The organism is Vibrio sp. CAU 1672 (assembly GCF_029223195.1).
Classification (GTDB): domain Bacteria; phylum Pseudomonadota; class Gammaproteobacteria; order Enterobacterales; family Vibrionaceae; genus Vibrio.
Genome location: NZ_JARHUF010000006.1, coordinates 1 through 19,390, shown reverse-complemented (window position 1 = coordinate 19,390; position 19,390 = coordinate 1). Strand labels below are relative to the sequence as shown.

Here is a 19,390-nt window from a genome sequence, read left to right as displayed (position 1 = left end):
TTACCTTGATTGTAGCCGGCTGAGTTACTTAACAGGAGCCTCCCCTTCAGCCTTTTGAACTCTTATTATTTGAGTTCATATCTTTCGTGCACACATTGTTTTATGAAATATTAATTTGCATAAATTGCGATAAAAGCCATCAAATTAGCCATTTAAGCTCAGGAGTGTTATATTGCGCCACAATTAATTCATTAGTGCTCTAAGCAGTTTGTGAGGAACAATGTCTAAAACGAAGGATAAATACAGTATAGAAAATACTGATTATACGATCGGCCAGGACAACGTTCAGAAATGGGGGTTTGATGTACATAACCCTGTTTTTGGTACCAGTGCCGGACTGATCATTTTATTTTTGGTCGCTCTTCTTATCGTCGATCCTGCCACGGCAAAAGCCGGCCTTGACGGCATGAAATGGCAGATCATCAACTCATTTGACCAAATCTTTATGTGGGCAGGTAACGCCTTTCTGGTGTTCTGCCTGTGCCTGATCTTTTCACCATTTGGCAAAATCCGGCTTGGCGGTGAACAAGCAAAACCGGAACACTCAACCCTGTCATGGATCTCCATGCTCTTCGCCGCAGGGATGGGCATTGGCCTGATGTTCTGGGGGGTCGCTGAGCCGGTTGCGTATTTCACCGGCTGGTATGAAACGCCATTAGGTGTTGAGCCTTTTACTGAAGAAGCCCGCCAACTTGCGCTCGGCGCCACTATGTTCCACTGGGGTTTACATCCTTGGGCTATCTACGCCGTCGTGGCCCTCTCAATGGCCTTTTTTGCCTTTAACAAAGGCTTGCCGCTATCGATGCGCTCCGCCTTTTACCCACTGTTAGGCGATCGTACCTGGGGCTGGTTTGGCCATGTGATTGATGTTCTGACCGTGATTGCGACGCTGTTCGGCCTGGCCACCTCACTCGGTTTTGGTGCCCAGCAGGCTGCGAGTGGTATCAGCCATGTAATGGGAATTGACAATGGCCTTGGGTTACAGCTGACAGTTATTACATTTGTCACCGCACTTGCGGTTGTTTCTGTCGTGCGAGGGATCGATGGTGGCGTTAAAGTCCTGAGTAACATCAATTTAGGTGTTGCATTCGCGCTGCTGTTCTTTGTGATTATTGTCGGTTTGGCTGTTGCCCTAAGCACCATCCCGACCACCTTGATGAGCTATATTGAAAACATTATCCCGCTGAGTAACCCTCTCGGGCGGGAAGACGAAACCTGGATGCACGGCTGGACGGTCTTCTACTGGGCGTGGTGGATCTCCTGGTCGCCATGTGTCGGTATGTTTATCGCACGCGTGTCCAAAGGACGCACTGTGCGTGAGTTCCTGACCGCTGTCATTCTGATCCCAACCGCCATCACCCTGATTTGGATGTCGGCGTTTGGTGGCTTGGCTATCGATCAGGTGATGAACAAAGTCGGCGAACTGGGCACCAATGGCCTGAGTGATATCACCTTGTCACTCTTCTATGCTTATGAAGCCATGCCAATGAGCACGTGGTTGTCGGTTATTTCGATTGTCTTGATCATGGTATTCTTTATTACCTCATCCGATTCTGCCTCACTGGTAATAGATAGCATCACCGCAGGTGGCAAAGTGGATGCCCCGGTGCCACAGCGTGTCTTCTGGGCAACCATCGAAGGTGCCATAGCAGCAGTATTGCTCTGGGTTGGCGGCACAGAGGCGATGCAGGCCCTGCAGGCCGGCACCATTTCCACCGGTTTACCGTTTACCTTTATTCTGCTGACCATGTGTATCAGCTTAGTGATGGGCATGCGCACCGAACCGCAGTTCATAGCCAAACGGCTCGCAAAAGCCTGAGCATCCTCAACTCAGTTATTCAGATAGCAAGAAGCCGCATTATCATGCGGCTTCTTTACTGTCTGTGAGCTATTTTTGCCCTGGCTAGCGCGGCGGTTTATCCGCTTGCGGCTTACGTTTGTGCTTCGGCACATAGTTTAAGATCGAAATCGGTACCGCTTTTCGTGGCGCAAACCCTTCAACCTCGACACGTTGCAATAAATGCCCGAGCCGGCTTTCGATCATACACAAGTTCTTGAAATCGTCTTTCGATACCAGTGACACCGCCTCACCCTCGGCATCGGCACGGCCGGTACGGCCAATGCGGTGCACATACTCATCCGCCGGATAAGGCAGGTCGTAGTTGATCACTACCGGCAGGTTATCAATGTCGATACCACGTGCCGCTACCCCGGTTGCCACCAGGTACTGAATCTCGCCCGATTTGAACCGTTCAATCAACTGCTGACGCACCGCCTGGTTGCGGCCACTATGAAAGGCCTCGGCTTGAATGCCGCGTTTTTCCAGCTGGCTGACCAGCTTGGCAGCGCCATGTTTGGTTTCAATAAAGATCAGCGCTTGCGACCAGCGGTGCTCGTTAAGCAAATGGCTCAGCAGGGCAGATTTTTTATCTTTGTCTACCGTGGTAATCCACTGCTTAATGTTCGATTTGGAGGCACTGTGCTTGGTAATGGTGATCTCTTGCGGATTGACGATCGCATTTTTGGCCAAATCGCGTACCGGGTTCGACAGCGTGGCAGAAAACAGCAGGCTTTGTACATCTACAGGCAAACGATCGATGATCTTGTCAATCGCATCGATAAAGCCCATATCCAGCATTTTATCCGCTTCATCCAATACCAGGGTTTCAACTTCATCAAAGTGGATCGCACGCTGCCCGTAAAGATCAATCAAACGGCCGGGGGTACTCACGACAATGTCAACACCTTCGATCAGCGCTTGCTTTTGTGGTTCTGCCGCCACCCCGCCAAAGATGGCGGTCGAACGCAGCGACAGGTGCTGGCCATAAGCTTCAATACTCTGATGAACCTGCAACGCCAGCTCGCGTGTCGGAGTTAAGATGATCGCCCGCGCGCGCTTTTTGCGCTGGGTTTCTCTGCCACTTAACCGCTGCAGCAATGGCAACACAAAACTGGCGGTTTTACCGGTACCGGTTTGCGCCGCTGCAATCAGGTTTTTCCCCTCCAGCACAATCGGAATCGCTTTTTGCTGAATAGTGGTCGGCTTTTGGTAACCCAACCCGGTAAGCGCCTGAACGATAGGAGCACTTAACCCCAGCTTGGAAAATGGCATAGAAATATCTCATTCGATGAAATGGGCGCGTAGTGTACCAGAATCCGGGCAGAGTAACAGATCCACAAACAGACCCGACTCACTGTTCGGCCAACCACAAGTGACGCTCTGCTGTCGGTTATGCCTCTGATAAAAAGCAATTTATGTGCGACTTCACGCGAAAATCAGCACCGGGCCGCTATTCTTAAAATATGCTCATCACCGGATAACCTCATGGACGTTTTGTTGCTTGCTGGATTGATCATGCTGAACGGCGTGTTTGCCATGTCAGAAATCGCGCTGGTGGCGGCAAAAAGGGGGCGCTTAAAAGTGATCGCAGAGAACAGTTCTGCGGCAGAGCTGGCGTTAAAACTCAAAGGCGATCCCACTCTGTTTCTTTCAACCATCCAAATTGGCATCACCGCGATTGGGATCTTGAGTGGTATTTTTGGTGAAGCCACCTTATCACAACCCTTTCAGCAATGGCTCCTCGCCCGCGGGATGGAAAAAGAGCTGGCCATCATTGTCGCCACCACCAGTGTAGTCGCGGTCATCACCTATTTTGCCATCGTGATTGGCGAGCTGGTGCCCAAACGGTTTGCCCAAAACAACGCCGAGACCATTGCGGTGATTGTCGCCTATCCGATCCACTGGCTGGCGAAGCTCACTACCCCGTTTGTCCTGCTGCTGACCTTTTCTACCGATACCCTGCTCAAAGTGTTCCGTCAGCAAAATCCGCCAAATGAGATCGTCACTGAAGAGGATATCTTCGCCGTCGTCAGCGAAGGCTCTGAGTCCGGCGCAATTGAACCCCAAGAGCAAGTAATGATCCGTAACCTGCTGCACCTGAATGACCGCTTCGCCTCTTCACTAATGACCCCGCGCGGCGACATTCACTACCTGGACGTCGATCAGCCCATCGAACAGGCGCTTAGCAGTTTACGCCAGACGCGGCACTCGGTTTGGCCAGTATGTCGTGGCGGCCTGGACAACATTATCGGCACGATTTCTTCAAAAGTTTTATTGGATGAATATCAAAGGCTCGAACCCGCCACACTAATGAAACATTTACAGCGCCCGCGTTTTGTTCCGGAATCAATTAAAGGCTTACCGCTGCTCAATTACATGCATGGTACCAGTACTGAGATGGCATTTATTGTCGATGAGTACGGTGACCTGCAAGGATTGGTAACCCACTACGACCTGCTTGAGGCCATTGCCGGCGAGCTGGGCACGGCACCACAACAAATCTGGGCACAACAATTAGACGATGGCAGCTGGCTGATGGATGCCCTGATCCCGCTCAATGAGCTTAAACACAAGCTTGGCGTGACCAGCCTGGAAGGAGAAGAGAGTGAACGATTCCAAACCCTCAACGGCTTTTTGAGCTGGCTGATCGACCGCGTCCCTGCACAAGGGGAGATTATTGACTACCAACAGTGGCGTTTTGAGATCCTAACGATGAAAAACAACCGTATTTTAAAAGTAAAAGTATCCCATACTGCTCAGACTCTGCCGCCTGATGTATGACATCGCAGATATTCATAGCGAAAATCACGCGCAAACCTTCATCAGGCCGACTTTAGTATCAACCCGTTGGCTGCGTTGGAGAGTTACCCCCAGATCACGCCGTTCATCTGACCTTGGTTTAGCATCTCATACCATAAGCTCATCACAGACACTTCGCAGAATTTCAACGTAAGCCTGAAAATACGGCGAGCTTTCTTTACTCAAAGGATAAAACGCGCAGACCCCCTGGGAATAACGAGGGCTCAGATCATTGAGCTTAATTTCCACTAATTGGCCACTATCGACATACGGCTTGGCCAGCTCCTTGGACAGGGAAGCCCAGCGTGTATCGTCCATCAGCGCAATCAGCACAGGCAGGCTTCCGGCATAGCGAGATTCGTTAGCGATGGGGGTACCACACAAATCGCCTTGCTCCGTTGTACTGATAAAAAGCTGTTCGTTCAGCCGAAGGCCGTTCAATGATTCTGCGGAAACCAGCGACGCTCCCGGACGGCAAAATGCCCCAAAGGCGATGGAACCCAAATGAATGGAAGCGACCCGGGCTTGAGTAATAGGCTTATTTTCAGATGCCATCAGTGCAAAGTGACATTCGCCCTGCTCTAACGCGGCATAAGCACTGCTTCGCGATGCCTGACGCCAGTTGAGCTTAGTATGTGGATATTGGGCAAGCACTTGCTGGTCAACGGCCGTGATAATTTTTGCTGGTAGCATCGCATCGTAGAGGATCGTCAGGCTGCTGGAGACATTTTCATCGACAGAGAGGGCTATCAGTTCAAAATCTTCCGCCTGTTTACTAAGATTGATTGCCCGGGAGATCAAGCGGTGTGCAGCGGCCGTGGGTGTGGCATGCCGGCCTTCAACCGTAAAGAGCGTCGTGTTCATCATGTCTTCCATGGCGACAATATGGCCGCGTATCGTACTTCGATCTCTACCCATCAGGCGTGCGGCTTTTATATATGAGCCACAAGCGTAGACATGGCGGAAGGTATGGATTTGCTCAATAGAAAACACAATAATTATCAATAATTTAGTTTTGCTTAGTCACAATATAGCCAAGGCCGATACTATTTAAAAGTAGTATCGGCCTGATAAGGGCAAGGCCCTAGTTGCGGCTTAACTCTCGCTTAGCGAAAGCGCCAATTAGCGGAAGTGTTGCTCGACAACAGCTCGCCGCAGAGTAGCTGTTACGATAGGCGGTTGAGAACCAAACAATAGCCGTATCGGTTTCAGGTGAAACATAGATACCCTGCCCATTCAGGCCGGCTTTATACATGTCCCCGTCAGAGAAAACCGCATCCCACTGGTAAGAAGAGCCGATCAGACCGCTATCTTTACCAAAATCATTGGTCATGCGCTGCCCCTGACCGCCTTTGTTGAACGACTCAATATCAGCCGCTTGTTTAACATGGTTTTATTATCCTGTGTAGGGTAAACAACTCTACTTCACTAAAAAAATCAGCTCGTAGTAATTAGATTCCATGACAAACTAACACCTAGAAATAAGACTCAAAACTTCGGTTGGAGGGGCATTTCCCCCCAAAAAATGGCAGGCGTTGGAGCTAAACCGGTTAGCAAGCAGCGCCCCCCGGCGGCCCTTGCTACGAAGAATAAAAAGGCTGAGGCTGACGAGGCGGCAATGAAGCTCCCGGTGTCCATTGAACATCGTCAGAAGGCGGAAATGCAGGGGGGAGGACGCAGCCAAGATGGACATACCTGCGAAACCATGGTGTCACCAGAACGCAAAAGCCCCGATAACTCATTGAGTTATCGGGGCTTTCTAGAATAAATGGCACGCCCTGTAGGATTCGAACCTACGACCACATCCTTAGAAGGGACGTGCTCTATCCAGCTGAGCTAAGGGCGCTTTCTACTGTAAGCACAGTCACGCGGGATGAATCGTACAGGACTGTGCCTGAGCTTTCAACTGATTCTAGGGTAAGTGCTGGAGAATCAAACAAGACTTATCTCACTGTGTAACCCTCACCTTTGCCACAAGGCTGTTCATCTCCAGGTAAAGATCAAAATTAACTTGCTTACCTGAACTAGTCGATGCCAGATAGTCATCCATTACAGAAACCAGGTTTCCATTCTTCAGCTCTTCTCCGATCAACCACGCCAGAAACACCACTATTCCACTTCTGACTATCGATTTGAGCAGAAAAAATAAATACGGAAGCTATGCCAACAGCTTTCCTAGCTATCGAGGAAACGGATACTTGTTAGGAAGTCGGTGTTTGACTCTCACCGAGCACTAAAGAATCACGTTTCAACTCTGGTTTATTCTTTAGCTCGATACGGGACAATAGCAATTCAGCTTCGCTAAAAATTTGTGAGTTATTCGTTCAACATCCCAGCATTTCTTACGATATCGCCATATGCTAAATAGCTAATTACTTAAAACACATAGCGAAATATGAGCCTGTTTCGAAACACCCAAAAATTAACCCAAGCCCGAGAAGACCACTTAACCGAATTTTTTGCCGCTTGTCTTAATTCATCTGATCAATTTAGTAACGCTTTTGTCCAGCTTGTGTTTGGGCAAGAATGTACCAAGCAGTTAGTGAGTGTTGAGACTCAAAGTATTTATCCAAACTGCCGACCGGATATGAAGTTGGTCTTTGATGACAAAACCATCCTACTTTGTGAAAACAAATTAGATGCTATGGAAACGGTAGGAAATGAGCATACCGACTATTTGCAGCAACTAGAACGTTATCTTAAGCTCGACGTCGACGGCGTTATGTATATCCGGACTAGTTTGAAGCCACCATCACCGTCTGTTTTGAATCATCCAAGATACCTTAAACCAGAAGATAAATCGCACTTCCTTTGGCGGGATTTTTACGACTTGTTGGTTGGAGATAGCAACCCGCTAGTACAAGAGCTTAAATCTGGTTTTGAATATATGGGTTTCGTTCCACCGAACCCGACAATTGGTGACTTATCTCGTCAAGCACCAAGAGAGCAACGTGAGAATTTCTCTAAGTTTTGGGGAACAACGGAGGTTCGGGCGCAACAAGGTGGTTGGAAAATTGGCGTTGGTGACATTGTTGAGCGGTATTTTGAGCATGAAAATGCAAATCTAGCTAGTACGGTTTACGTGAATCCTATTAAGCCTGAACGTTTCCTTGTTCGACTTACAGCGAATCCAAATAGGCAAGAAGATATTTATCAAGCCGTGAAACGACTTGATTTTGGTTCTGAAGTATCCATTTGTAAGAGGACAGTAGACAGAACTCATGGGAAAGATCCGGTCGTTGATATCGAGGCTCCAATGTCAACTATATTGCCGAGTACGCTAACAACAGTAGAATCTATAGAGAAGCAACTTCATGATTTTGTGATACCACTGTTAAGAATCGCGCAACAAGTATAGTGACATTCACTTTCAGCTAAAAATAAGTGTTGCCTTCCGATTGGATTGGAACAGAAGCGACTTAGATGCAGCGCTCTACGTCGTTTTTCTCAAGTTATCGGGGTTGGTTACAACAGGAGAACTACCTACCACAACAGTGTTTATATTTCTTTCCCGAGTTACAAAGAGGGCATATATTGTTTCTCCCTATTTTGTGATGAATGGGATTTTGGCCCTGTGGTGGGGTAGCTCTTTTGGGAATGTAAAATACTGAATTTACTTTATTATTTATTTCTTCAACTGAAGATGTTTGTAGATTTTCGGATAAAGACAGCATGGAATCTAACATCGTTTCCTGTGAATTAAATGGGTGCCCATCAGAATTAAACTGACAATAAAACGCAGTCCAATCTTTATCTTCTTTATCACTAAAAGACATTTTTATGAAAAATTTACCTAGAACCTTTAAGTGCTTTGGACAGAGTTTTTCTATTTCTTTTTTGATCTTGGTTGGGCAATCTGAGTTTCGATAGCTAAATACAAACGCCTGTAGGCCTTTTTTGATTTCATATGGATTATCTCCGGCTTGTCTGAGAACTAATAATCCAAATTCGAATCTAGCAATAGGGTCATCCGTTATTTCAATATATCTACTATAACTTGAAAGAGCTTCACCTAGCTGTTCTTTATCACTAGACTGACGGGCTAATGTCCGCCCCGCACTAAGCAATGAAGGTACGTGACCATTTGACAATGAGCGATTAATGTATAACCAGTAGTCATCGAGATTGTTTTTATCAAGATAATACTCAGCCAGTTTAAATTGTGATTCAGGAAAACCTAAATTTGCCGCTTCAGTCAGTAGTTCTAGTGACCGTTCAAGGTCTTTCTCTACGAGAATCCCGCTAGCATACTCTGTGCTAAGGACATTTAATGCTAAGGGGTTGCGCTTTTGGGCGGACTCCTCTAAACACCTTAATGCTTCTTGGGTATCTTCTTCACTTCTGTCATCTAGCTCAAGTAAAAAATAGCCAAAGTATGCTTTGGCTAGATCATGGTCTGCGTATGCAGCGACACTCAGGCAGTTAATGCCTTTTTCCATATCAACTTCGCAGCCTAAACCGTCAATATAAGCAAGCCCTAGGATCAGTTGGCTATCAGCGTGTCGGTAGTTCGAACTTGACTCCAAAAGGTGGAGCGCATTTCTTAGTTCATCTCCATCTTCTTCACAAAATGTCACAAACATTTGATCGGTGTCGTTATTAAAGGTCTCATACAACCTTTGATTGCGTTTCTGTATCAAAGCGGTAGCTACATCGAATTTCGCTTGAGGATCGTTTGCAAACAAAGCTCTGTATGTCATGTCTTCTAAATCAGTTTCAGTAGACTCAGTAAATCCGTACGAAACAGCCTCACGGCCTTGAAACGAAGTTCGTATTAGCTCGATTGTGTCGCATAGCACCAATAGTGTTTCTTTAGCTAAGTTACTGAAATTAAATTCTTCTACTGAGAATTGTTCTGGATGTGCAGCTTTGTTTCCTGCTATCCGGATTTGATGGAGGTTATCGATAATGTTTCCGTTGATGAATTTCGTTGAGCGAAGCTTCACTATTAGGTCGTATAGATCAGCATCCCTTTCCTCTTCACCAACCTCTGTCAACATCAAAAGACTTATATTGGTTGCCAATCCGCGGAGAATAATAAGCGTTTGAATTGGAGCTAATTTGTAAAGACGTTTCGCTCGCTCATACTCTAGTCCTATCTCCTCGTCGAAGCTATTGAGGAACTCAATATCATTTAGAGTGTTCAACTTAATTATTGCCTTGTGTCTGAAGTCCCAATCTATCTGAATATAATAGAAAAATATACCGAAGCTATGATAACAGCTTTTCTGGCACAGAAGGCTATCGATTCATAACGTCGCATTGGGACAGAAGCGCATAGAGTTAATAACCAAAATGTTTATATTTAGAATGTGCCTTAGACGATAAAGCAGCACCCGTAACAGTGCCGCTAACAAATAACAAGCTCAAGCTGAGCCGAGCGTCATCAACGTTATCCCCATCGACGCTCTGCCACAGCGGCTACATCATATTCAGATTCATTTTCCGAAAATGTTAATCTGCCAAAGTCTTTACACAACGTATCAAGAACGATGTCACTTTCTAGCACGGTATTTTTAGGAACAGGAAGAATTTCATCGTCCGAGAAGTCTCCGATGTCCAATTGATAGCGCTCAAAATCCTGTCGCTCATCGCTATTCAAAGAAGCCTTACTTTTATGCTCAAACACTCGGCCATACAACCAGCATTTGATATTACCGAGTGAGAATTCTACAAGTGGCTCGCCGATACAAGAACCATCTTTTCTATCATTTGCCTTAAGCATGGAATGGACAGTTAATATCAGAGCTACGCTGTATAACTTTCCTGCGACCTCAACTTCTGGACATCCGACTTCACATTGGTGATCAGCATCAGATAACTCATACAGTTTACGATTTCTAATCATGGCCGCGTCGACGACCTCTTCTCGCAAGTAAGGATGAGAATGAGCGGTGCCAATGTACTGATACTGGTCTCCGAATGCTGTTGCGATGTCTTTTTTTATCAAAAGAGACTTCGGGTTAAATGCAACAGATGAGCGTTTTCTCGCTGCAGATGTCTCTACAGAGACATGATTTATCGTGCATTTAAACGGATGTGTCTTATTAACGTATCCCCAAAGGTGAGCTGCCGTTTCAACTGAGATATTCTTATTAGCATCATGCTTTACCGCGTATGCTTCTAGCCCAGCCATGATTAATTCAAATATCGCACTTTTGCTTACCGAAATTGTTGCTGTCATATATTTTGTCCTTTAATCGACGATTTATTGTTTAGTTTGACGGGAAGGGTGACATCTGCAGTGTCATTAGGAGTATTTAACATGTTCTTCCAGTTTACTTTTGTAACGCTCGTAAAGAGAGTCCCACACATCCTCGCTTACCATCGGCAATGGGATATATTCTTCAAAAATGACACCATTCTCATTTGGATAAGCAAGCTCGGTATAAGAACGTATCGGCCCATCCGCATAAAGTTCTCCCCAGCATTCGATGCACTCATCTTTAAACCATTTCTTTGTGATTGGCTCTGGATTGTCACTCAATAGGTGTATTAAGTTAGGTGAATCAAAAAACTCATGATATTCACTTTTGACATCAAACAGATAGCTAGAAAATAAAGCAATAGCTCTTCCATCCCACAACCTGTACCGATGGTACTTTGCAGCGTAAAGCTCCTCGACTCGATCCAGAAGATAGTATTCAGACAAAGCACTTAAATCCTGATTCCTCAACGTAGGAATGTCAGGAATTGGTTCAATGTCATAAAAGCGTCTATGACCAAACAGGTAGCGTTGAGTCAATTTTTCGGCAATGGATTCTGTTGAACCTTTGAGTGCAATGTCGTTACATGTCAGTTTCTGGGAGGAATCTGCAATGTTAGCGGCTAGCGCATTAACAATATCTTTAGTGGTCGATTTAACTTTCTCAACCATTTTAGAGCTCAAGTACCCTGTGGCCGATATCTTTACAATCCCTTTTCGTGCCGGGACATAATATGGATAGGAAAGTGTGAGCCTGGTTTTGGTGTCTAGCGATCGCAGAGCGGCTTGTTGGTCTATATCAACGTTTAGATACTTACAAAACACTGCCAATTGCTCTTTAAAGTCGTTCAGTAACTCTTGTCTTTCGTGTTCTAGTTCATCAATTTCTTCTTTCGACACATTTTGATAAGCCATATCTGACATACTTTTAATCCTTAAGTGCATTGAGTTGCATTAATATATACTCCCTTCAAAGAAAAATCTGACGATTTTGACGGAAACTCAAGTCGTTATGGCGCATTACAACACGGGAATCTATCGTGACATCGAAATCAGTATTAACGGTAAATTTATTAATAACATTTAACCTATTGATTTTTTGGTCGTTCAAATCAACGTTGTAATAAAGCTAGCAGCCAGGTACGTGTTTACTGGCTCTACGAGGTTAATAACAACCAATGCTCTTCCTTCGATTCCATACTGCTAAAATATGCAAATTACATCATATAACCATATTTAACATAGTCATTAAATAAAGATTTTTGTGATTCTACTGGTATCATAAGGCCAATTTTTCGAACTCAAGAAATCAGCAATGAACGAACAAGAACAACTATTCCTTAAAGAGCTGGAAAGCAAGCTCTGGACAGCCGCAGACAAACTCCGTGCATCACTCGATGCCTCTCAATACAAACATGCGGTGCTTGGCTTAATTTTCGTTAAATACGTGTCTGACGCCTTCATACTGCGCCAAGAAGAGCTAAAACAAGACTTTGCTAACCCTGATCACGAGTACTTCCTCGACCCTGAAGGTTACACGGCTGAAGAACTTGAACAAGAAATCGCGATTGAGCTGGAACAGCGCGATTACTACAAAGAGAAAAACGTGTTTTGGTTGCCTACTGAATCTCGTTGGAAGTTCCTGCAAGACAATGGCCCAATGGTTATTGGTGGTGCGGACTTAGTGATTGATGGCAAGACGAAGAAAATTACTTCTGTTGGGCATCTGATTGATAACGCGCTGGAAGGCATTGAGCGCGACAACCAGAAGCTAAAAGGTGTACTCAACAAGCACTATGCTGCTCTAAAAATTGATCAGGCAAAACTTAATGAGCTGATTAACCTAATCGCGACTATTCCATTCAATCATAAGTCACTTAACAGCAAAGATATTCTTGGTCATATTTACGAATACTTCCTAGGCCAGTTTGCTCTTGCTGAAGGTAAGAAAGGCGGTCAGTTCTACACGCCTGCATCAATCGTTTCGTTGATTGTTGAGATGATTGAACCGTTTGAAGGCCGTGTGTATGACCCAGCAATGGGTTCCGGCGGTTTTTTTGTGCAATCAGAGAAATTTATTGAACGTCGCGCTAACCAAAAAGATATTGACCCGCTAACGCAAAAACAAAGAATCTCGATTTACGGTCAGGAATACAACTACACCACATGGCAGCTTGCTGCGATGAACATGGCAATCCGTGGGTTGGATTATGATTTTGGCAAGGAACCTGCCAGTACTTACACCAACGACCAACATCCTGACCTACGCGCTGACTTTATCATGGCTAATCCACCATTCAATATGAAAGAGTGGAATACGGGCGTTGATGATAACGATCCTCGCTTCAAATTTGGTCAACCGCCAGCAGGAAATGCAAACTTTGCGTGGATGCAGCACATGCTTCATCACCTTGCTCCAGACGGCTCACAAGCATTGCTATTGGCTAATGGCTCGATGAGTTCAACGACCAATAATGAAGGCGAAATCCGCAAAGCCCTTATCGAGAATGATTTAGTGGAATGTATGGTCGCACTTCCGGGGCAACTCTTTACCAACACTCAGATCCCGGCGTGTATTTGGTTCCTAACTAAGAACAAGGATGCTCGTACCGATAAGGCAGGGCGTAAATTGCGTAGCCGTAAAGGTGAAGTGCTGTTCATTGATGCACGTAATCTTGGCTACATGAAAGACCGTGTTCTGCGTGACTTTACCCGTGAAGATATCCAAAAAGTTGCTGACCTGTACCACGCTTGGAAAACAGGCGAAGAAATTAATGGTGTGAGCTACGAAGACCAAGCAGGCTTCTGTAAGTTAGCAACGCTAGATGAAATCACTAAGCATGGCTTTGTTCTAACTCCGGGGCGTTACGTAGGTGCTGCTGAGGAAGAGGATGATGGTGTTCCTTTTGCTGAGAAGATGGCAACACTAACCGCTAAGTTAAGCGAACAGTTTGTAGAGTCAGCAACGTTAGAAGCGGAGATTAAGAAGAATCTAGCGGGGTTGGGTTATGAGTGCTGAATGGCCTGTCGTCGTTTTAAATGATGTTCTTTCAACCATCATTGATTATCGAGGAAAAACACCACCAAAGTCAGAAACAGGTATAGCTGTTCTTACTGCTGCCAGTGTGAAAGATGGTCGCGTATTGAAAGATAAAGTTTCTTATATTTCACAAGAAACGTATGAAAAAGTCACAACTAGAGGTTTTCCTCAAGAAGGTGATGTACTAATTACGACTGAAGCTCCAGTTGGTGAGGTCGCCCCTTTTCCTACAGATAAGACGTATCATATAACCCGTCGTATCATGGCATTGAGGGGAAATGGCGATATCATTGACTCAGCTTTTCTTCTCTATGCTCTTTTAGGCCCACATAATCAATCTCAGTTAGAAGCATGTACACGAGGGTCTACTGTCCCAAGAGTGTTAAAGACAGATATTACGGGTTTGGAGTTTCCGCTTCCACCGTTGCCAGTTCAACAACAAATAGGCGTTTTTTTAGCAGCAATTGATGCCAAAATTGGTTTGAATTCCAGAACCAACCAAACCCTAGAAGCCATGGCACAAGCAATCTTCAAGTCGTGGTTTGTTGATTTCAACCCGGTCAAAGCCAAGATGCGTGGTGAGCAACCGGAAGGCATAGATGTCGAGACTGCCTCGCTTTTCCCAGAAAAGCTAGTTGAGTCTGAGCTTGGCTTGATCCCTGAAGGTTGGGGTGTTGGTGAATTATCAAAGCTGTTTGAACTCCACAGGGGGTTCGATTTACCAAAATCTAAACGCCAAGACGGGGAATATCCTGTCTATGCTGCGGGCGGTTATCATGGTACCCACAATGAGTTCAAAATGGAGCCTCCCGGTATCATCACTGGGCGAAGTGGCGTGATCGGGAATGTATATCTCTCTCTTGATAAGTATTGGCCACTAAATACAACGCTTTATGTTCGAGAGTTTAGAACATGTGGGCCATATTATGCTTACCACTTACTCCGTTCACTAGATCTAAAGTCCTTAAACTCTGGTTCGGCAGTACCTAGTCTAAATCGTAACTTTGTACACTCAACAAATGTGTGTCATCCGGACTCTGATGTATTGGCGAAGTTTGAAGAGATTGTTACTCCTCTGTTTGAAAAGATGGTCGCTAATAATGAACAAAATAAGTCTCTCTCAGAGCTACGCGATACTCTTCTTCCTAAATTGCTTTCCGGCGAAATCGAGTTAGGACAAGCTCAAGAATTAGCAGAGGTCGAATAATGGCAACCCGAGTAGAAATGATTATCGAAACGCTCAAGGCGAACCCCGACAAGAAGTTTACTGCTCGGGATTTAGCCAAAGAATTTGTGCTTCGATATCCAGAAGAAATCGCTGAGAAGCAAGCAAACCCGCGATACAACACCGAAGAAAAGCTTATCGCCCAGCTCGCGGCAGAAATTGGTGGAGAACGCACTGAAAGAGCGAAAATCGTTTGTCCTAATGTCGCCACTCGTGACAAACCAAGACCTCGGGTTTATTACTGGGAGCAGAAGCCTACACCTGCTCATCAGGAAGATGATCTTAGCGATGCAGATGAATCAGACATCGATACGCCTCTCGTGCCGCAAAGCTTAAGCGAGCACGATCTCTACCCAATGTTGATTGAGTACCTCAGCAAGGATTTGGGTCTTTATTGTCAGCGCATTGACGAGCGTAAATCTAAAAACTCCCATGGCAACGGTGGCAATCACTGGTTACATCCTGATGTGGTGGCGCTCGAGCCGCTCGACCAAGGTTGGGATGAAATTGTGAGAAGCTGTGTGCGCAGTGGGAATCACAGCTCGGTTCGACTTTGGTCTTTTGAAGTGAAGAAACATCTTACCAAAGGCAATGTACGAAAATATTTTTTCCAAGCCGTATCGAATTCGAGTTGGGCCAATTTCGGCTATCTTGTTGCCACAGGCTTAAATAGCGACGTTGAAGGTGAGCTGCAAATGTTGTCGAGCTTGCACGGGATTGGCGTGCTGATTCTGGATACTGAATCTTTGTTTGATAGCCAAATACTCATTCCAGCTCAAGAGAGAGTCAACGTGGATTGGCAATCTGCAAACCGAATCGTCTCTGAAAATAGGGATTTCCACCATTATATTGAGCAGGTTGGTATTTATAACCAAACCGGACGGTTGATTAAGAGCGCATGGAATAAATAATAAGGATAAAGGCTTAATGATTACTGAAGACCAACTAGAACAACAATGCCTCGATTGGTTTAAAGAGCTAGGCTACCAATACCAAAATGGCTATGACATCGCACCGGATGGTGACACACCCGAGCGTGAAAACTATCAGCAGGTCACGCTACAAGCACGTTTAGTGTCAGCATTAGAAACGTTGAATCCTACTGTACCCAGTGACACCTTAATCGAAGTAGCGAAAACCGTTGCCACGCCGCAAACGCCTGTACTGATTAAAAACAACAAACTCTTTCACCAATATTTAATCGAAGGTGTACCTGTTGAATACTCGGTAATGGAGCAAGAACAATGGGTGAGCAAACATACTCATGTTCGCTTAATTGATTTTGAGAACCGCGAGAATAACGAATTCTTAGTGGTCAATCAGTTCACCATCACGGGCACCAAAGTCAATCGTAGACCAGATGTAATTGTCTTTATCAATGGCTTGCCTTTGGCTGTCATCGAATTGAAAAATCCCGCCGATGATCACGCCGACATTTGGAATGCTTACAATCAAATTCAAACGTACAAAGAAGAAATCGCTGATCTCTTTGTGTTCAATGAGGCGTTAGTCATTTCTGATGGTTGGACGGCGCGAGTCGGTTCGTTAACGGCTAATAAAGAGCGCTTTTTGCCATGGAAAACCATCGAGGACGAAGACGATAAGCCGTTACTCGAATTCCAATTAGAGACCATTGTGCGTGGCTTCTTTAAGCCGGAATTGTTGCTCGATTACATTCGCTACTTCGTATTGTTCGAAAATGATGGCGACAAGATCATCAAAAAAATCGCAGGTTATCACCAATTCCATGCCGTGCGTGCTGCGGTGAAAGCGACTGTTATCGCGGCCACAACCTCTGACCAAGTCACCGAGCCACGAGCAAACTATGCCAATACGGTGGTGCCCGGAAGCAAAAAAGCAGGCGTGGTTTGGCATACTCAGGGCAGTGGAAAAAGTATTTCGATGGTCTGTTACGCGAGTAAATTGTTGCAACAACCAGAGATGAATAACCCAACCTTAGTAGTGGTTACCGACCGTAATGACCTAGACGGCCAGCTATTTAATACCTTCACCATGGCGCAAGAAACGTTGAAGCAAATCCCTCAACAGGCTGAAGATCGTGATTCATTACGCGATTTACTTCTTAATCGTCAGTCCGGTGGCATTATCTTCACAACCGTACAAAAATTTGCATTACTCGATGAAGAAATGACGCATCCGATCCTTTCTGAACGTTCGAATATCGTAGTGGTTTCCGATGAGGCGCACCGCAGTCAGTATGGCAACAAAGCTCGTCTTGTTGATGTCAAAGACGAGGATGGCAATGTGATTGATCAGCGTTATGTCTATGGCTACTCCAAATACATGCGTGATGCCTTGCCGAATGCTGCTTTTATTGGTTTTACAGGTACGCCAATATCACTAGATGACAAAGATACTCGTGGTGTCTTTGGTGATTATGTCTCTATTTACGATATTCAAGATGCGGTGGATGATGGCGCAACTGTGCCGATTTATTACGAATCTCGTTTAGCCAAGCTCGATATTAATCAAGATGAAATCGAAGCGCTTAACGATCAGGTCGAAGAGGAAATTGGCGAAGATGAAGAAACGGAAAGTCGCGAGAAAATAAAATCACAATGGTCAGCTCTCGAAAAACTCGTTGGTGCGGAGCCGCGAATAAAACAAGTTGCCCAAGATTTGGTAGAGCATTTTACGACTCGTTGTGAAACCTTTCCGGGCAAGGCAATGATCGTTGCCATGAGTCGCGAGATTTGTGTGGATTTATACGATGCCATTGTGGCTATCAAACCCGAATGGCATAGCGAAGATCCAAACAAAGGTGCAATTAAAATTGTTATGACAGGCAGCGCCGCTGATAAAGCCAAAATGCAGCCTCATATTCATGATAAGAAGACCAAGAAGTTGTTCGAGAAACGCTATAAAGACACCAGTGATGAACTGCAATTGGTCATTGTCCGTGATATGTGGCTAACAGGTTTTGATGCGCCTTGTTGTCATACCATGTATATCGACAAGCCAATGAAAGGTCATAACCTTATGCAGGCGATAGCGCGTGTGAATCGTGTGTTTAAAGATAAGCCCGGAGGTTTGGTTGTTGACTATATTGGTATTGCCAATGAACTTAAAAACGCACTCAAGACCTATACCAACAGTCAAGGGAAAGGTCAGCCTACCGTCGACACCGCTGAAGCTTTCGCTGTCTTCATGGAAAAAATAGACGTGATTCGCGGTATGTTTGCCACGCCCGTCGATGGTGATGTATTCAACTATCGTCCAGATTTTGAAACCAAACCTCTGCAACTGCTTCCGGGAGCCGTGAACCATATATCTGGTCTCTCACACCGCAACATCAAAGGCGAAGAAGTTCGTGATGGCAAACGCCGTTTTCTTGATGTCATGGCAGCGCTTATGAAAGCCTTCTCTCTGTGTAATACCTTGGATGAAGTGGACGGCTATAAGAGCGAAATTGCCTTTTATGGAGCGATCAAGACCGCCTTCTTAAAACACTCGACAGTTGATAAAAAGCGTAGTGATGAATTGCGTAATTCTGCTTTGCGCCAGATCCTAAACAATGCAATTGTGGCAGACGGAGTCGATGACATCTTCAAAACCGTTGGCTTAGATAAACCCAATATCGGTTTGCTATCGGAAGAGTTTCTCGAAGATGTAAAACATATGAAGGAGAAGAACCTCGCGGTCGAGTTACTGGAGAAATTACTGCGTGATGAAGTCAAAGCACGGATGAAAAACGATGTAGTGCAGGAAAAGAAATATTCCGACCGTATTATGTCGACTTTGCAGAAATATCATAATCGCAACATTGAAACCGCGCAGGTAATTGAAGAGCTGATCCAGTGGGCTAAAGAGATGCAGGCTGACGCTGAGATGATGGATAAGCTCAACCTATCTACTGATGAAATAGCGTTTTACCGTGCATTGGTCACCAACGAAGCTTCTGTGCGAACCCTAGGCGATGACAACCTTCGCCAACTAGCCATTGAACTCACTCACCAACTGCGTAAGTCCGCTACTGTAGATTGGCAGAAACGAGAAAGCGTGCGTGCTCGGATGCGCAACCTTGTACGTCGTCTATTGCGTCGCTGGAAATATCCACCTGATGCGGCTGAAGAGGCGATTAAGCTAGTTCTCGATCAAGCTGAAGTACTGGCTGATGGATGGTATCAATAAATTACATGTATTAGTTCCGACTAGATCTGACACTTCAATTTGAAAAGAAGAGAGTTACCCACTTTGATTAAAGGTGCTGAATCTGTAATCAAAGACAATAAGAGGTAACTCTCATGCTTCATACTAGCA

Annotated in this window: 14 protein-coding genes and 1 tRNA gene; 8 read left to right on the top strand and 7 right to left on the bottom strand. The window is 45.4% G+C overall.

Features of this window, described 5'->3' with window-relative positions:
- Positions 1-220: 220 nt before the first annotated feature.
- On the top strand, positions 221-1,819 hold the full coding sequence (locus tag P2G85_RS07585; protein WP_275863500.1) for a BCCT family transporter: 1,599 nt from the start codon (positions 221-223) through the stop codon (positions 1,817-1,819).
- Positions 1,820-1,903: 84 nt separating this feature from the next.
- Here P2G85_RS07585 and P2G85_RS07580 read toward each other — a convergent pair whose 3' ends face one another.
- Positions 1,904-3,112, bottom strand: a complete 1,209-nt coding sequence (locus P2G85_RS07580; RefSeq protein WP_275863499.1) for a DEAD/DEAH box helicase — start codon at positions 3,110-3,112, stop codon at positions 1,904-1,906.
- 213 nt (positions 3,113-3,325) lie between these two features.
- Here P2G85_RS07580 and P2G85_RS07575 point away from each other — a divergent pair, with 213 nt between their 5' ends.
- Positions 3,326-4,621, top strand: coding sequence for a hemolysin family protein (locus tag P2G85_RS07575; RefSeq protein WP_275863498.1), 1,296 nt, complete (start codon positions 3,326-3,328; stop codon positions 4,619-4,621).
- 126 nt (positions 4,622-4,747) lie between these two features.
- On the opposite strand, the gene P2G85_RS07570 is transcribed toward P2G85_RS07575, so the two are convergent.
- Together P2G85_RS07570 and P2G85_RS07565 are read right to left on the bottom strand one after the other, a co-directional pair.
- Positions 4,748-5,632: a LysR family transcriptional regulator gene (locus P2G85_RS07570; RefSeq protein WP_275863497.1), complete on the bottom strand. Its 885-nt coding sequence runs from the start codon at positions 5,630-5,632 to the stop codon at positions 4,748-4,750.
- Between the two features lie 91 nt (positions 5,633-5,723).
- Positions 5,724-5,972: a hypothetical protein gene (locus tag P2G85_RS07565; protein ID WP_275863496.1), complete on the bottom strand. Its 249-nt coding sequence runs from the start codon at positions 5,970-5,972 to the stop codon at positions 5,724-5,726.
- 285 nt (positions 5,973-6,257) lie between these two features.
- Between P2G85_RS07565 and P2G85_RS07560 the strand changes: the two genes are divergently transcribed.
- Positions 6,258-6,407, top strand: coding sequence for a hypothetical protein (locus P2G85_RS07560; protein ID WP_275863495.1), 150 nt, complete (start codon positions 6,258-6,260; stop codon positions 6,405-6,407).
- A gap of 1 nt (position 6,408) precedes the next feature.
- Here P2G85_RS07560 and P2G85_RS07555 read toward each other — a convergent pair.
- Positions 6,409-6,485, bottom strand: a tRNA-Arg gene (locus P2G85_RS07555).
- A 549-nt stretch (positions 6,486-7,034) separates the two neighbouring features.
- On the opposite strand from P2G85_RS07555, the gene P2G85_RS07550 reads away from it, so the two are divergent.
- Positions 7,035-7,997, top strand: a complete 963-nt coding sequence (locus P2G85_RS07550) for a hypothetical protein (protein WP_275863494.1) — start codon at positions 7,035-7,037, stop codon at positions 7,995-7,997.
- Between the two features lie 121 nt (positions 7,998-8,118).
- Here the strand turns inward: P2G85_RS07550 and P2G85_RS07545 are convergent, their stop codons facing one another.
- The 3 genes from P2G85_RS07545 to P2G85_RS07535 form a co-directional block, all read right to left on the bottom strand.
- Positions 8,119-9,786 carry a DUF4145 domain-containing protein gene (locus P2G85_RS07545; protein WP_275863493.1) on the bottom strand — a complete coding sequence of 556 codons (1,668 nt, stop codon included), beginning with the start codon at positions 9,784-9,786 and terminating at the stop codon, positions 8,119-8,121.
- Between the two features lie 245 nt (positions 9,787-10,031).
- Positions 10,032-10,823 carry a hypothetical protein gene (locus P2G85_RS07540; RefSeq protein ID WP_275863492.1) on the bottom strand — a complete coding sequence of 264 codons (792 nt, stop codon included), beginning with the start codon at positions 10,821-10,823 and terminating at the stop codon, positions 10,032-10,034.
- Between the two features lie 66 nt (positions 10,824-10,889).
- Positions 10,890-11,768 (bottom strand): hypothetical protein, encoded by an 879-nt coding sequence (locus P2G85_RS07535; RefSeq protein ID WP_275863491.1) that lies wholly within the window; start codon positions 11,766-11,768, stop codon positions 10,890-10,892.
- Positions 11,769-12,159: 391 nt separating this feature from the next.
- Here P2G85_RS07535 and P2G85_RS07530 point away from each other — a divergent pair, with 391 nt between their 5' ends.
- From P2G85_RS07530 to P2G85_RS07515, 4 genes are read left to right on the top strand one after another with little or no spacing between them, the layout of a single operon-like run.
- The gene (locus P2G85_RS07530) at positions 12,160-13,863 is read left to right on the top strand and encodes a class I SAM-dependent DNA methyltransferase (RefSeq protein WP_275863490.1); all 1,704 of its coding nucleotides are present in this window, start codon (positions 12,160-12,162) and stop codon (positions 13,861-13,863) included.
- Positions 13,853-15,091 carry a restriction endonuclease subunit S gene (locus P2G85_RS07525; protein ID WP_275863489.1) on the top strand — a complete coding sequence of 413 codons (1,239 nt, stop codon included), beginning with the start codon at positions 13,853-13,855 and terminating at the stop codon, positions 15,089-15,091. Before P2G85_RS07530 ends, P2G85_RS07525 begins: the two co-directional genes overlap by 11 nt.
- Complete coding sequence (locus tag P2G85_RS07520; protein WP_104976522.1) at positions 15,091-16,020, top strand: HrgA protein; 930 nt, start codon at positions 15,091-15,093, stop codon at positions 16,018-16,020. The genes P2G85_RS07525 and P2G85_RS07520 overlap by 1 nt, the downstream gene beginning before the upstream one ends.
- Positions 16,021-16,036: 16 nt before the next feature.
- A complete protein-coding gene (locus P2G85_RS07515) occupies positions 16,037-19,261 on the top strand; it encodes a type I restriction endonuclease subunit R (protein ID WP_275863488.1) in 3,225 nt (1,074 codons plus the stop codon).
- Positions 19,262-19,390 lie beyond the last annotated feature (129 nt).